Source organism: Microbacterium umsixpiens (assembly GCF_053543675.1).
The window spans coordinates 1-15221 of record NZ_JBLVOH010000013.1; the positions used below are offsets into that span (position 1 = coordinate 1).

Annotated in this window: 13 protein-coding genes; 8 read left to right on the forward strand and 5 right to left on the reverse strand. The window is 67.9% G+C overall.

The genetic code is table 11. The features are described from left to right. Positions 1–209 precede the first annotated feature (209 nt). From ACNPM4_RS01080 to ACNPM4_RS01090, 3 genes are read right to left on the reverse strand one after another with little or no spacing between them, the layout of a single operon-like run. The gene (locus tag ACNPM4_RS01080; protein WP_448984408.1) at positions 210–1595 is read right to left on the reverse strand and encodes a hypothetical protein; all 1386 of its coding nucleotides are present in this window, start codon (positions 1593–1595) and stop codon (positions 210–212) included. 57 nt (positions 1596–1652) lie between these two features. Beyond that, the gene (locus ACNPM4_RS01085) at positions 1653–2000 is read right to left on the reverse strand and encodes an SHOCT domain-containing protein (RefSeq protein WP_029261889.1); all 348 of its coding nucleotides are present in this window, start codon (positions 1998–2000) and stop codon (positions 1653–1655) included. 1 nt (position 2001) lies between these two features. Beyond that, positions 2002–2436, reverse strand: a complete 435-nt coding sequence (locus ACNPM4_RS01090; RefSeq protein ID WP_029261890.1) for a DUF6325 family protein — start codon at positions 2434–2436, stop codon at positions 2002–2004. Positions 2437–2662: 226 nt separating this feature from the next. Between ACNPM4_RS01090 and ACNPM4_RS01095 the strand changes: the two genes are divergently transcribed. After that, a complete protein-coding gene (locus ACNPM4_RS01095; protein WP_029261891.1) occupies positions 2663–3049 on the forward strand; it encodes an SHOCT domain-containing protein in 387 nt (128 codons plus the stop codon). Positions 3050–3053: 4 nt separating this feature from the next. After that, entirely contained in the window at positions 3054–3497 is a 444-nt protein-coding gene (locus tag ACNPM4_RS01100) for a DUF6325 family protein (RefSeq protein ID WP_417504888.1), read from the forward strand. Positions 3498–3528: 31 nt separating this feature from the next. Here the strand turns inward: ACNPM4_RS01100 and ACNPM4_RS01105 are convergent, their stop codons facing one another. Together ACNPM4_RS01105 and ACNPM4_RS01110 are read right to left on the reverse strand one after the other, a co-directional pair. After that, complete coding sequence (locus ACNPM4_RS01105; protein WP_448984409.1) at positions 3529–5985, reverse strand: winged helix-turn-helix domain-containing protein; 2457 nt, start codon at positions 5983–5985, stop codon at positions 3529–3531. 148 nt (positions 5986–6133) lie between these two features. Next, positions 6134–7201, reverse strand: a complete 1068-nt coding sequence (locus ACNPM4_RS01110) for a DUF998 domain-containing protein (protein ID WP_448984410.1) — start codon at positions 7199–7201, stop codon at positions 6134–6136. Positions 7202–7349: 148 nt separating this feature from the next. Between ACNPM4_RS01110 and ACNPM4_RS01115 the strand changes: the two genes are divergently transcribed. From ACNPM4_RS01115 to ACNPM4_RS01140, 6 genes are all read left to right on the forward strand, one after another. After that, complete coding sequence (locus ACNPM4_RS01115; RefSeq protein ID WP_448984411.1) at positions 7350–8273, forward strand: mechanosensitive ion channel family protein; 924 nt, start codon at positions 7350–7352, stop codon at positions 8271–8273. 71 nt (positions 8274–8344) lie between these two features. Continuing rightward, a complete protein-coding gene (locus tag ACNPM4_RS01120) occupies positions 8345–9490 on the forward strand; it encodes an AI-2E family transporter (protein WP_448984412.1) in 1146 nt (381 codons plus the stop codon). 126 nt (positions 9491–9616) lie between these two features. Further along, positions 9617–11296 (forward strand): SulP family inorganic anion transporter, encoded by a 1680-nt coding sequence (locus ACNPM4_RS01125; protein ID WP_105709712.1) that lies wholly within the window; start codon positions 9617–9619, stop codon positions 11294–11296. After that, positions 11296–11967, forward strand: coding sequence for a GAP family protein (locus tag ACNPM4_RS01130; protein WP_029261898.1), 672 nt, complete (start codon positions 11296–11298; stop codon positions 11965–11967). Before ACNPM4_RS01125 ends, ACNPM4_RS01130 begins: the two co-directional genes overlap by 1 nt. A 48-nt stretch (positions 11968–12015) precedes the next feature. Continuing rightward, on the forward strand, positions 12016–12732 hold the full coding sequence (locus tag ACNPM4_RS01135) for a GAP family protein (protein ID WP_448984413.1): 717 nt from the start codon (positions 12016–12018) through the stop codon (positions 12730–12732). A 148-nt stretch (positions 12733–12880) separates the two neighbouring features. Beyond that, positions 12881–15221, forward strand: a 2341-nt coding sequence (locus tag ACNPM4_RS01140; protein ID WP_448984414.1) for an arylsulfatase, incomplete at its 3' end; no start/stop codon positions are given.

Here is a 15221-nt window from a genome sequence, read left to right on the forward strand (position 1 = left end):
CGACGACCCCGACCGCGGCGACGCACCCTACGACGCGGGCGCGGAGAAGGCGCTCGCTGCCGCCGATGACGCCGGGTACACCGTCGTGAGCGTCAAGGACGACTGGGCGACCGTGTTCCCCCAGGCCGCTTCCGAGGTCGACGGCGCCTGAACGACGCAAGAGGATGCCCGGGGAGCGCGGCTCTCCGGGCATCCTCCTGCGTGGCGGCTCACGAAGCGGCGGTGACCACCGGAGATTCCGGGTCGGCGGTCTCGATCCCCATGCCATCCGTCTCGGGCGTCCCCGGGGCATCCAGGGGATCCGCCTCCGCGGTCGGGCGCCGCAGCAGCTCGATCAGGATCATGAAGACGATCAGTCCGATCGTCACGCCGACCACCGTCCCGAACGAGACGGGTCGCGTCACGATCAGGATGAGCAGTGCGAGAGCCATGCCGACGATGACGATGGGTCCGTGGAACCTATCCACCGCGAGACCGAATCGTCCGGTGGACAGGCCCCGTCGCTCCCAGGTCCCGCGCACCGCGGAGAAGCCGCTCTCGAGGACACCACGAGTGGCCCCGGCGCTGCGGCTCGAACCGGCGAGCCACGCCCACACCGCGATGAGCACGCCGACCATCGCCAGCGCGACGATCGTCGAGCTGAGAAGCGAGGTGACCTCGTCGAACAGGGCTTGTGCGGCGGCCGACGTCATGATCGACGGGCTCACGGCCCCGATGAAGAACGTCCGCCCGATGCCCATGCCTGCGGAGAGCAGGAGGAAGGCGACCGCGAACGCGGCACTGGTCCAGAAGAGCGCGCGCGGGCGGTTCCGGGCGATCAGGATGCCAGCGACCACGAGGCCGAGCACGACCCAGGGCAGCCAGAACCCTGCGGCGACGGCGATCTGGTAGACGGTCCGCACGAGCACCAGAGCGTCCGCCTGGGCGATCGGGATCGATCGGTCGATCTCCGGGATCAGATCGGCGAAGCCGACACCGCGCTCGGTCAGCACCGACTTGACCCGCTCGACGACGAGGCCGAGGTCGATCGAGAGCACCCCGTCGTCCGCCAGCTGCAGGGCGGTGTCGGGGCTGTTCTGCATGATCGCGACAGCGCGCTCATGGGTGAAGCGCAGCGACTGCGCCCAGATATCGGCGAACTGGTCCGAGGCGACGACATCGTGGATCACCCCGTCGACGAGAGATGTCAGTCCGCTCGCCGCCGGTGCCTCCAGGAGGGTCAGCGCCGATGCCGCGCGCGGCGGCAGATCGAGCTCGCGTAGTCCGTCGAACACCTCGCCGACCGCAGCCGTGAGGTCGACCTGCTCCTGGATGGCGGCGCTGGCCTGAGCGGCGACGAAGTCCTGCACGTCCGGATCCTCGGCCAGGGGCGCGAACGTCGCGACGAACCGATCGGCGTCGACCAGCTGCAGGCGCGCCCACGTGCCCATCGCCGCGACCGGCGCGAGCAGCACCGCCACGGCGAGCACGATTCCGGCGACGATGCTCCTGCCCACCGGTCGGCGACGAGGCTTCTCGCGAGTCTCGCTCTTGAGTGTCTGGTTCTCCTGTTCGAGGAGGAGCACCCGGGCTCGCAGATCATCCAGTTCGCTCATTCGCTCTCCTCCTCGTGCGGTCGCGTCGCTCGCGTGTGCCGACGACGGCCAGGCCTCTCAACTCAGGAGCTTCTGCTTTGCCGCAGCGAACTCCGTCTCGGACAGCACGCCGGCGTCCTTCAGCGACGCCAGCTGCTGCAGCTTCGCGATCAGATCATCCGTCCCGGCCGGCGCACCCGCCTGTACCGGCGGAGCCGCATACTGGGCTGCCGCGTTCTGCGCGGCGGCGTCGACCTGCGCCTGCTGCTGAGCGGCTTCGTACTGCTGCTGCTCGTACTGGCCCTGCGCACGCTCCTGCTGATGCCGCGACATCGCACCGCCGACCGCCGACGCCGTTCCCGCCACCACCGCGGTCCTGGCGGCCAGTCCGATCAGTCCCGGGCGACCGAATCTTCTCAAGGGCATGTCATTCACCTTCCTGATCGAGGATGTCCATCATGGCGTTCACGACGGGTGCCGGCACGCGCTCACTACGGAGCACCTGACCGCCGGCGGCGGCGAGGTTCTGCGCGAGGGCCCGGGCGAAAGCGAGTTCCAGGACGACGACGGCAGCGGACTGACCGGGGGCGAGAGCGCTCGCGAGGGCCTCCACGTCCTCTTCGCCGGCCAGTCCGGCGGCGATCGGCTCGAAGTCGTCGAGTCCGAGGGAGTCGTCATCCGTGTCGAGCTCGACGATCTCCACTTCCCCTGCCGCCGACTTCGACAGCAGGACGAAGTCGAGCAATCGCACGACCCCGCTGTCGACGAGGTCGGTCAGCGCGCGGAACGTCGCCGGGTCTGGACGATCGCCCTCGAACCCGACGAGGTAGAACTCGGCGGGGCCGAATCGGAAGTCATTCATGGAGTGTCCCTTCTCCCGGCGACGACGTACCGGGACTCTGCGGCCATGCTCGCACTGCCGCGATCGGGGCGATCGCCGCCCTCACCCCGATCGGATGAGAACCTCGTCGTCCGGCGGCTCGACCTGCCGGGCCGGGGGTCGCCCGCTAGGGGTGAGCAGCTTTCCCGCGCCCGTGGAGGCGCTGTCACTATCGCCGTACGCAGTAACTCAACGAAAGGGGTCCGAAGTGTCCATTTGGGAAAGCTTCTGGGACATCATCTGGTGGTTCTTCTGGGTCTTCGTGTTCATCTCCTACCTGATGGTGCTCTTCAACATCGTGGCCGACCTGTTCCGGGATCACGCCCTCAACGGGTGGTGGAAGGCCGTGTGGATCATCTTCCTCATCTTCGTGCCCTTCCTCACGGCGCTCGTCTACCTCATCGCACGCGGCAAGGGAATGGGCGAACGCAGCGTCTCGGCGTACCGGGAGCAGCAGCACGCTGCCGACTCCTACATCCGCAGCGTCGCCGGATCCAGTCCCAGCGATGAGATCGACAAGGCGTCGAAGCTCCTCGCGGCGGGAACGATCACTCCCGACGAGTTCGCCGCCATCAAGACGCGCGCACTGAGCTGACATCGTGGCTGAGGTGGTCGATATGTCCCTGCAGGCGCTCGGCGACGTCGAATTCGTCGTCGTGCGCCTGGAGGACGACCGCCTCAGCCCCGACATCCTCGAAGCCCTGCTCCGACAGGTGGAGAGCGGCGCCATCCGCCTTCTGGACTTCCTTCTCATCCGCCGGCTCGGCGCGGAGGACTGGCACCTCATCGAGATCGACGCCGATGAGTTCACCCTCGCCGGTCTCGGACTGGACACCCCGGGTCTCGTCTGCGAGGACGACGCCCGGCACTTCGCCTCCGGGCTCCCCATCGGCTCCCTCGCAGCACTCATCCTCGTCGAGCCGACCTGGAGTGAGCGCTTCTCCCGCGATGTCGACCGTCGGGGTGATCGGATCCTCGCGACCCAACCCATCCCCGCCTCGATCGCGAACACGGTCCTCGCATCGGCGCTGCGCCAGCCCTGACGCGTCGGCGGGCGAGGAACGCGGCGCGGGGTCAGACGGTCGTCCGCACGGCCTCTCGGCGGGAGGACACCCCGAGCTTCCGGTAGATGGCGCGCTGGTGGGTCTTCACCGTGTTGATCGACACGGCCAGCTCCCGAGCGATCTCGTGCAGTGTGCGCGCCGTCTGCAACTGCTGGAACACATCGCGCTCCCGCTCCGAGAGCGTCTCCACCAGCGAGCCGGCGGCATCGTTGGCGAGGCATCGACCGATGAAGTCCTCGAACTGCGTGCCGAAATGCACGTGCTCGCCCAGCAGCTTGCGCACCGCCGCCTCACGGGGTCCGAACGGCAGCCGGATGTTCTCCCCGGAGGCGACCGCGACCGCGGCTTCGCACAACTCGTGCGCCTCGTCGTGGTGCCCGGTGTGACGGCGCAGCACGGCGGCGGTGATCAGGGTCGCTGTCTTCACGTACGACACCTCGCTGAACGCCCGCAGCGATCGCAGCATCTCCAGAGCTGCGGGGTAGTCACCGGCACGGCGCAGCACACCGGCGAGCGTGACGTTCACGACCGGCAGGTCCGGGCAGTGGAGGTACTTCCTGGCGATCCGCAACGCGCGGTCCTGTCGACCGACCGCCTCCTCGAGAACCGCGACGGACGATTCCCGAAATGCCGGCCAGGAGATACCGTGGACGACCTCGAGCGGGATGTCCTGCACGCCGATCGCCGCGCGGCGGCATGTCGGGACATCACCGGTCTCGGCCGCCGTGTACGCGATCATCATCCGCGCCACGCCGGTGAAGGAGCGGTCGGAACTCCCGTTGGCGATCACCGTCCCGAAAGCCCGCATCGCTTCATCGAACTCCCCCGACCAGTACGCGACGAACCCGGCAGCTGCTGCGGCGCTTCCTCCGGCGTAGGTGCTCCAGGGAAGACTCACGTCATACTCCTGATGCGCGGCGACCAGCGACGACCTCGCATCGACGAGGCGACCCGCCCAGGTCTGGCCGAAGGCGAGATGCCCCAGGGACCGCTTCGCGAGTTCGCGATCGCCGGAGCTCTGCGCCTCCCTCGCCGCGGCCGAGAAGTACTCGAGTGGGATCATCGGGTTGCCGCGGTGCCGGATCTCGGTCCACCCGAGGAGATAGTTGAGTGCCGCGCGATCTCCGAGCTCGGTCGAATCCGCGTCGAGGAGCATCTGCCGCACCTTCGCACTCGCTTCAGCGACCTCGGACCGCTCGTCGGTGATGAACAGACGCGCGATCTGCAGGACCGCGGGCTCCGTCCCGTCCCCGGTCCGCGCGATCATCGCCTCTGCACGCCGGAAGAGCTCGCGCGCGACGCGATGCTCACCCAGCACATCGCTTGCGCACGCACGCACCAGGAGCACCTGCGCGTCGTCAGGGGTACGGCGCAGCATGTCGATCGCCGTGCGCTCGATCTCCGCCGCGCGGGCACCGACCACGAGACCGAGCCAGTGCCGCAGCAGCGTCTCCCTCGCGGTCTCCGCATCTCCCGCACGAAGCGAGTGCGCGATCGAGGCGGTGGGGTCCGTCGCCTCGAGCGCGATGGCGGCGCGGCGATGGCAGGCCGCAGCCCGAGCTGCGTCGAGAGCGACGATGTCGACACACTGCTTGGCGAACGAGGTGTGCCACCGGTAGACGAAGCCGTGCGGACCCTCGAACCGGTCGAGGAAGAGGCCGAGCCTGACGCACGTCTCCAGCAGCTCTGCCGCATCCGGACGATCGGTCACGGCGGAGGCGAGTTCCGCCGTCAGCTCGCCGCAGACACTGCCGTCGAGCACGAAGTCGGCGATGTCGGGAGGCAGCGCACCCAGCACATGCTCACGGACGTAGGTCCCGAGGAAGCTCGACGCGCTCTGTGCGCGGGAGTCGGGTCGGGCACCGCCGATCATCATGAGCCGCACGGCGATCGGCCAGCCTCTGGACTCCGCGAAGATCGTCTCGGCAGCGAGCCCGGCCCCGTCCGCGGTGCGCAGGAGCTTGACCTCCGGGGCGGTGAAGCTGAGCGTGTCCACGCCGACGAAGGAACCAGGATGCGTGAGTCGATGCCGCGAGAGGGTGACCTCGAGCAGCGTCGTCCCGACCAGTACGACCCGGAGATTCTCCGGTGCCTGTTCCGCGAGCATGCCGAGGAGCCCGGTGCGCCAGCTCTCACCGGCGCGGTGCGCGTCGTCGACGATCAGGTGCATTGGGGTGTCGAGCGCATCGAGGGCGCCGCAGATCTCCTGGTAGGCATGCTCGGGATCGTCGAGGTCCCGCGCGAGTGCGAGCGGACGCCCCGCGCGCTCGGCGCCGACGAGCAGAGCATGCACGACGCCGTGCGTCAGACGCGAAGGGTCGGAGTCGAAGGAACTGAGGCTGAGCCAGGCGACCTGCTCGAGCCCGGAAGCCCAGTCTGCGACCGCGGTCGTCTTGCCGAAGCCACTCGGCGCGCTGACGACCGTCAGCGGGTCGATCGCCGCTGCATCGGCGATCGCGGTGCTCACCCTTTCCCGGCGGATGGCACCCGGTTGGGGTCCGGGTGGGCGGAAGCGCACCATGGGGCCCGGCATCGTCGATCGTACGGGGGGCGACATGGCACCAAAGCTAGTGGCGTCGACGCTCCACCCTCAAGGGCATCCTCCGGGTGATCTTTCAGTCCGCGAGACGGCTCCCGGCGTCACGTTTGAGCGCGTCGGCGGTGCGGATGAACAGGATGATCCACGTGAAGACGACCGTCCCCGCCACCAGCTCGACCGCGGTCAGGGTGTAGTAGCCGACGGCGAAGAACACCGCGAGCAGCAGGATCAGAAGGGTGAAGACGTAGCCGACGAGCAGGAACGTGCGCGAGACGCCCGGCACCCACCACCGGACGGCGATGATCAGCACCGCGTAGGCGACCACCATCCCCGAAGCCACCCCGGTGTGCAGGGCGAAGTGCTCATCCACGGGGAACACCCCTACCAGACCGAGGAAGATGCCGACGATCACGAGGCACGTGCGCACCGAGGCGGCCCCGCGCGGATGAGGCGTCGGAATCCCCTTCGTCGCGTAGCGGGCCAGCGTCGTCACCAGGATCCCGGCGACGATCAGGGTGAGGTTGAAGGCCCGGGCGGAGAGGTCGTCCGTCATGCCGAGAGCGCTCAGGTTCTCCTTCCACCACTGCGGGTCGCTCGCCGTGAGCATGCTCGCGAGCACTCCCAGCACGAGGAACACGGCGAGAACCGTGGCCAGCAGCTGCAGGTCGAGGTGCGTGGCGGAGTAGTAGGTCACGTATGCGGTCAATGCGGCCGCGGCACCGGCCAGCATCAGCACAGGTACCGGGAACACCGCAGCGCCGATGAGCCCCGCCTCGACGATCGTCGCCGCCAGGGTCCACCCGAGTAGCGCGATCATGGCGTGCGCGAAGGCGAACGCGGCGATGTCGACGATGTCGAGCACCCCGAGTCGGCCGCGCCGCGCCGGGTCGGCCGCGATGACACGCCCGAGCACGAAGACGACGATCGCCGTCACCGCCGACATCAGCGCCGCGAACTGTCCGAGCGAGTCGGGACCCGCGATCGGCGCGGACTGCAGCCGGAACACGGGCAGTGCGACGAGGGCGGCGAGGACGAACGCGAAGATCGAGATCTGGAGCCCGATGGCTTCCCGAGCGCGCTCTCGTGTGGCCCCGCGGGAGCGGGCTTCCGTGAGGAGATCGTGCCCTGCTGGCGTCGACGACATGAGCTCAGTCTCCTTCTCCGCTGCACCACCGGCGAGAGCGGCTCATCCCTTCGGGGCGATGCGGCTCCGTGAAGCGCGCCCGACGGACTCCCCGAGCAGGCCGTCCTGCCCTGCCGCACGTGTGTCGCGCCGTGCTCACCCGTTGAGGATGAGTGTCGTGGTCTCCGGGGAGACGCGTCGCGCATGCTTGTCGGATGAGGTCGAGGAGCGTGGGGCAGACGTCGAGCGGACGGCGATCGTGACGCTGGGCGACCTGTTCCCGGAGGGCCTGTCGGGGTGGCAGATCGTGCTCGCGCTGCTGTCGGTGCTGATCGGCTGGCTGCTCTCGCGGCTCGCTCGCAAGGGCGTGCTGAAGTTGGCGGCGCGGACCCCGGGAATCTCCGACTCCGTCTCGCAGCTGGCTGCGCGCTTCACGCAGTACGCGCTGCTCCTGGTCGGGATCGGGGTCGGGCTGGCGTTCCTCGGCGCGAACGTGCAGCCTCTGCTCGCGATGACGGTCATCGCCGCGATCGTCCTGGTCCTGGTGCTGCGCGGTGTCGCGGACAACTTCGCTGCCGGGGTCCTGATCCAGTCCCGTCAGTCGGTGAAGATCGGCGAGGAGATCGGCATCGACGGCCCCGACGGGGTGATCCGGGGCACCGTGCAGGAGCTCAACGGTCGCTCGGTCATCCTCACGACGGTCGACGGCCGCACGGTGCACGTGCCGAACGCCGCGCTGCTCACCGGGGTCCTGGTGAACGACTCGCGTCACGGCGCGCGCCGAAGCGACGTCGACATCCGCATCGCGCGGTCAACGGGGCTCGACCTGGACGACGCGGTCACGACCATCACGGATGCGGCGAGCGGTGTCGACGGCGTGCACGCCCGCGAACACCCGACCGTGCGCGTCGCCGCGATCTCGCCCACTCGCTGGACGCTCACCCTCCAGATCTGGCACCACCCACTGCACGGCAGTGCCGTGATCTCCGACACCGTGCGCGGCGTCGCGGAGGCTCTCGAGGCGTCGGGGCTGCAAGCCGTGGTCACGCCGCAGCAGGGGCCCCCGCCCCTCGTGCCCCCGGAGCCGTTCTGATCTCCCGGGCCGCCGGTCCGCCGTCCGCGAGGCGACCGGGCTCCCGTCAGACCGCGGGCTACGCTGGCCGCGTGAACCCCTCGCCTGCGCCCGAGCGCGCCACCGATCGCATGCTCTCCCCCAGTCTGCGCGTGCTTCTTCTGCTCGCGGCGAGCGCGGTGACGCTGGCCGGCGTGTACTTCGCGCGTGATCTGTTCGGGCCGATCGCACTCGCCATCGTGATCGTCGTCATCTGCGAGCCGCTTCGCCGCCCGCTCGATCGGCGCGGTTGGCCGCAGTGGGCGAGCACGACCGCGGTCATCGTCGTCGCCTACCTGATACTGCTGTCGATGGGCGCTCTGCTCTGGCTCGCCGGCACCCAGTTCGCCCGACTCATCGGCGACCTGGTGTCGCAAGGCGGTCTCGAGAACACCGCCGAAGAGGTGGTGGGGTGGTTGCAGTCACTCGGCCTCGACGAGGAGGCCTCGGACGCGGCAGCCTCGGTCCTCGATCCCGAGACGCTGCTCGGCGTCGCACGAAGCATCGGCGGCACCGTCCTCAGCGTCGCGACGGCGCTGTTCTTCGTCTGCGCCTACATCATCTTCATGGCGATCGATGCGGCCCGTTACGGTCGAGCGCCCGCCCTGTTCGGCGCGACGAAGGGTGCCGCCCTCGCCCGGATCTCCCGCCTGAACTCCGGCGTCCGGCGCTATTACATCGTCAATGCCACCTTCGGCGCGATCGTGGCTGTCATCGACGGGCTGGCCCTGTGGTGGATGGGCATCCCGGCTCCAGTGGTGTGGGCGATCCTCGCGTTCGTCACGAACTTCATCCCCAACGTCGGCTTCGTGGTCGGGCTCATCCCCCCGGCGATCCTCGCCTTCGTGGTCGGGGGCTGGCCGCTGCTCCTCGGCGTCGTCGCGGTCTACAGCATCGTCAACGTGGTCCTCCAAGTGCTCGTGCAGCCGAAGTTCGTCAGCGACGCGGTCGACCTCAGCCTCACGCTGAGCTTCTTCTCCGTGATCTTCTGGACCTTCATCATCGGACCGCTCGGCGCGATCCTCTCCATCCCCCTCACCCTGCTCGTGCGCACGCTGGTCCTCGAGGGCGATCCTGAGTCGACGTGGGTGCGCTGGCTCTCCGGCGACCACACGGCCCTGCCGCCGGAGCCCGAACCGGAACAGCGTCCCGTCGCGCGCGGTCGGAATCGGCGTCGCCGGGCGCGTGGCAACGGATGAAAGGTCACCCATGGTCTCGGTAAATCACCCGGAGGAGGTTGCGACCCCGGCATGGTCGCCGCGACCCCCACGATGGGATCGTGAACGCGAACGCGCTCGTCCGGAGCGCTCCCGAAGGGAGTCGACGTGCAACGTCCACTCGCGGGGCTGACGAGGCGCAACTTCCTCACGGAGCTGACCGCCGGCGTCACGCTGCTCGCCATCGCCATCCCCTTGAACATCGGATATGCGCAGATCGCCGGGCTTCCCCCGACCGCGGGACTGTACGCGTTGATCGTGCCGACGATCGTGTACGCCCTCGTCGTCTCCTCCCGTCAGCTGGTCGCCTCCCCTGATGCGGCGGCTGCCGCACTCGTCGCCTCGTCGATCGGTGGCCTCGCCGCGGCGGGCAGCGCCGATTACGCGACCCTCGCCCTCGCGCAGGCGATCATCTGCGGCGGCATGTTCGTACTCCTCGCCGTGTTCAAGCTCGGATTCCTGGCGAACTTCCTCTCGAAGCCGATCCTGGTCGGATTCGTCGGCGGCCTTGCACTGGACATCATGGTCAGTCAGGTCGCGAAGATGCTCGGCGTCAAGATCGACTCCGGCAAGGAGTTCACGGGTAAGGTCGCCGACCTCATCGGAGGTCTCGCCACCATCAATCTCTGGGCCGTCCTGATCTCGGTCTGCTCGGTGGCGGTCCTGCTGCTGGGACGCCGGTACCTGCGCGCCATCCCCTGGGCGCTGATCGTCCTCGTGGCGACGACGCTCGTGGTCGTCCTCACGGGTCTCGATCAACGCGGTGTCGCCGTTCTGGGTGAAGTCCCCGCGGGTCCGCCCGAGCTGACCTGGCCGATGATCGACTGGTCGCTCTGGCTCGCGCTGATTCCGTCCGCGATCGCGCTGACACTGGTCACCACCGCTGAGGGGCTCCTCGTCTCGCGCTCCTACTCCGAGAAGCACGGCTACCCGTTCCATGCGAACCGGGACCTGTTCGCGTTCGGCATCGCCAACGTCGCTGCGGGAGCTCAGGGCAGCTTCGCCGTCGGATCGTCGACTTCGCGCACGGCCGCCATGGACCAGGCGGGATCGCGCACACAGTTCCCCGCACTGATCCTCGCCGTCGGAACGCTCCTGCTCCTCCTCTTCGGCACCGCACTGTTGGCGGACATCCCCTCGCCCGCCATCGGTGCCATCGTCGGGGTCGCGATCATCCCGCTCCTCGGGATCCGCGATTTCATCGATCTGTGGCGCAAGGACCGGTTCGAGTTCCTGATCGGCGCGACCTGCTTCCTCGTCACCCTGTTCATCGGCTCGATCCCGGGCATCCTCGTCGCGTTCGTGCTCGCGCTCATCAACATCGCGCGACGCGCTTCGAATCCCGCGATCGACGTCCTGGAATCCAGTGGTGATCCGGGCGAGTCCCTGCTCGAGGACGCTCCTGCCGGAACCGTGACCGCTCCGGGGGTGATCGTCATCCGCCTGGCCGCCCCGCTCTTCTTCGCCAACGGGGCGGTCTTCTCCACCGCGGTGAAGGACGCCATCCGTTCGGCGGGCGACGGGGCGGTCCAGCACCTCGTCGTCGACATGGAGGCCGTGACCGATGTCGACGTCACGGGCGCCGAATCGTTCGCATCGCTCAAGGACTGGCTCGCGGCTCGGTCGGTGTCGCTCTCGTTCAGCAGGGTCCGCCCGAACACGCTGCACCGACTGACCAGCCTCGGGTTGCTGACGTCGGAGGACGTCTATTCGACCAACCGCTCAGCAATCACGCGTCTGGTGCCGTCATCGGCCGAACGCGAATCCCTACCGAAAGAAGACCAGTGATGGGTACCGTCATCGGAGACATGCTTCCGCTCGCACTCGGCGTCGCGATCAGTCCCATACCGATCATCGCCGCGATCCTGATGCTGCTCTCTCCGAAGGCGCGAGTGACCAGCGTCGGGTTCCTGCTCGGCTGGGTCGTCGGCATCGTGGCCGCGGTCGCGGTGTTCACCCTGCTGTCCTCGATACTCCCCGCAGACGACCCCGACGTCTCCCATCCGATCCGCGGTGCGGTGCAGCTCGTGCTCGGTCTGCTCCTGTTCGTCCTGGCCTTCGGGCAGTGGCGCAAGCGGCCGAAGGCCGGTGAAGAGGCCGCCCTCCCGAAGTGGATGAAGGCCATCGACACGATCACCTTCCCGGTCGCCCTGGGGCTCGGCTTCCTGCTGTCGGCGGTGAACCCGAAGAACCTGATCATGGCGGCGGGCGCCGGCACCGACATCGGCGCGGCGGCGCTTCCGGGCGGATCCATCGTGCTGGTGATCGTCATCTACACCCTCATCGCCGCATCGACCGTCCTGGTCCCGGTGGTCGGCTATCTCATCGCCGCCGATCGTCTCCGCGGCCCGCTCGACGCCCTGCGCGGCTGGCTCGCCACCGAGAACGCCGTCATCATGGCCGTCCTGCTGCTCGTGATCGGGGTGTCCATGATCGGCAAGGGCATCGGAAGCTTCTAGACCCGTCACCGAGCGGCGCGGGCGAACTCGGAGAAGAGGAGCACGGAGATGGGCGAGCTGATCCTGGATCTCATCCCGGTCGCTCTGGGCGTGGTGTTGAGCCCGCTCGCGATCATGGCTCTCGTCGCGGTGCTGCTGTCGCGGAACGCGAGGGCCAATGGGATCGCCTATCTTCTCGGATGGTTCCTCGGCCTCGCCGGACTCATGGCACTCTTCCTGTGGCTGTTCCCGGTGCTGCAGGTGCATCAACGCGGCGAACCGCCCCTCTGGGTGCCGCTCGTGCGTCTGCTCGTCGGCCTCTTCCTCGTCGTCTCCGCCGTCTGGGTGTATCGGAAGGGCCGGGTGCACATCCAGCGGATGGCGGCGGCTTCGACGCCACGCGATGTCGTGGCCGCCTCGCCCCAACTCCCCGGCTGGCTGCACTCGGTGGAGTCCTTCCGCCCCGGGCACACGCTTCTCCTCGGCATCGGGCTCTTCGTCCTGAACCCGGTCGACGCGTCCTGCGCCATCATCGCCGCGCTCGACATCACCCTGTCCGACGTGGATCCGGCCGCGGGACTCTGGGTCGCAGCCGCCTTCGTCGTGGTGGGCACCCTCCCGATCGCTCTCCCCGTCGTGTACGTCGTCGTGCGGGGACGGGACGCGCAGCCACTGCTCGACCGCGTCCGCACGTGGATCGCTGGCAACACACACGTGCTCAACGCGGCTCTGCTCCTCGTGATCGGCGCCCTCCAGCTGCAGAAGGCGCTCGCGGCGTTGCTCTGAGTGACCGGGAGCGTCTCCCGACGGGTCCCTCGCTCCGAGGTGACGGGGATCACCCGGATGAGCGTCGCGTTCCACCGGTGACAACAACCATCACGCCGCAGTACTGTGCGGATACGGCATCGTTCCGACAGGCGAAGGGAACCAGCAGATGGCTCGCGACTTCCAGGGCAAGATCGAACTCGACGTGCGCGACTCGGTCGCGGATTGGGATGCCTATCGGGCTTCGACACCACCGCAAGGTGCACCGAACGTCCTGGTCGTGCTCTACGACGACACCGGCATGGCAGCGTGGTCGCCGTACGGTGGGCGGATCAACATGCCCACGATGGATCGACTCGCGCAGAACGGTCTCACCTACTCGCAGTGGCACACGACCGCGCTCTGTTCACCGACGCGATCGACGTTCCTGACCGGACGCAACCACCACCTCAACGGCTTCGCCACGATCTCCGAGTCGTCGACGGGTTTCCCGGGCTACAACTCCCACATCCCGGAGTCGAACGTCACCATGGCTCACGTGCTCCGCGATGCCGGATGGTCGACGTTCTGGGTCGGCAAGAACCACAACGTGCCGATCGACGAGTGGACCGCCGGCGCCTCGAAGAAGCACTGGCCGCTGGCACAGGGCTACGACCGGTTCTACGGCTTCATCGGCGGCGAGACCAACAACTGGTATCCGTCACTGGCCGAGGACAACCACTACATCGATCAGCCGTACCTCCCCGAGCAGGGTTACCACCTGTCGAAGGACCTGGCCGATCAGGCGCTCACGATGATCCGCGACGTCAAACAGACCGAGCCGGACAAGCCCTGGTACCTCTGGTTCTGCCCCGGTGCCAACCACGCTCCCCATCACGCCCCGCAGGAGTACATCGACAAGTACAAGGGTCAGTTCGACGACGGCTACGAGGCCTACCGCGACTGGGTGCTCGCCAGGATGGTCGAGAAGGGCATCCTCCCGTCCGACACCGACCTGACCGAACTGAACCCGATGTCCGAGGGCACGTTCAACCCGACCGACGAGGTGCGCCCCTGGGACTCGCTGAATGCCGAGGAGAAGGCGATGTTCTCCCGGATGGCGGAGGTCTACGCGGGCTTCAGCGAGTACACGGATTCGCAGGTCGGCCGCATCGTCGACTACCTCGAAGAATCGGGTCAGCTCGACAACACGCTCATCCTGTACTGCGCCGACAACGGCGCGTCCGGCGAGGGCAGCCCGAACGGCTCGGTCAACGAGGGCAAGATCTTCGGTGGTTACCCCGACGACGAGGCGGAGAACCTTCGCCTCGTCGACAAGCTCGGCTCGCCCGACACCTACAACCACTACCCGACCGGGTGGGCCGCGGCGTTCTCCACGCCCTACAAGATGTTCAAGCGCTACACCTATCAGGGCGGCGTCTGCGATCCGCTTGTCATCCATTGGCCCGCCGGTATGAAGGCCCGCGGTGAGGTGCGCCATCAGTACCACCACTCGACGGACATCGTCCCGACGATCCTCGAGGCTTGTGGGGTGGAGTTCCCCGACGTCTACAACGGTGTCGAGCAGACGCCCCTGTCCGGCGTGTCGATGGCGTACTCGTTCGATGCCGAGCCGGAGGGTCCGACGCAGAAGCAGACGCAGTACTACGAGATGCTCGGCCAGCGCGGCATCTGGCACGAGGGCTGGAAGGCCGTCGCAGTCCACGGTCCGATGAGCGGCATCAGCAACTTCGACAAGGACGAGTGGGAGCTCTACCACACGGACGTCGACCGGGCCGAGGCGAAGAACCTCGCCGAGGAACATCCCGACAAGCTCGAAGAGCTCAAGACGCTCTGGATGGAGGAGGCGAAGACGAACAACGTGCTGCCGCTGAACGACCTGCAGATCATCGGCAATCCGAAGGACTTCGAGACGTTCATCGGCATGGAGTTCCACCAGCCGGCTCCGCCATCGGGGCGGTTCGTCTACTACCCGAACACCAGCGAGGTGCCGGAGAGGTCCGCGGCGAACACGCACGGCGTCTCGTACAAGATCGCCGCCGAGGTCGAGTTCACGCCCGACACGGAGGGCGTCATCTTCGCGCACGGCTCCCGCTTCGGCGGGCACGCTCTCGTCGTGAAGGACGGCCAGGTGCACTACGTGTACAACTTCCTCGGCATCCCTCCGGAGGATCGGGTCTCCGCGCCCGTGCCGACGTCGGGGAAGCACATCATCGGCGTCGAGTTCACGAAGGAGGGCATGGGCGAGCACCGCGAAGGCGTCGGCCCGGTGAAGCTGTACATCGATGACCAGGTCGTCGGCGAGAAGCAGATCCGCACGGTCCTCGGACACTTCTCCCTGTGCGGCGAAGGGCTCACGATCGGCCGCGACAGCGCGGACCCGGTGTCGTCGCTGTACGGCTACGGGTTCGACTTCGCCGGCGGCGAGATCACGAAGGTCGTGTTCGACATCGCCGACGACGCCTACCTCGACCTCGAGGCGCATCTGGCAGCGGCCATGGCACGCGACT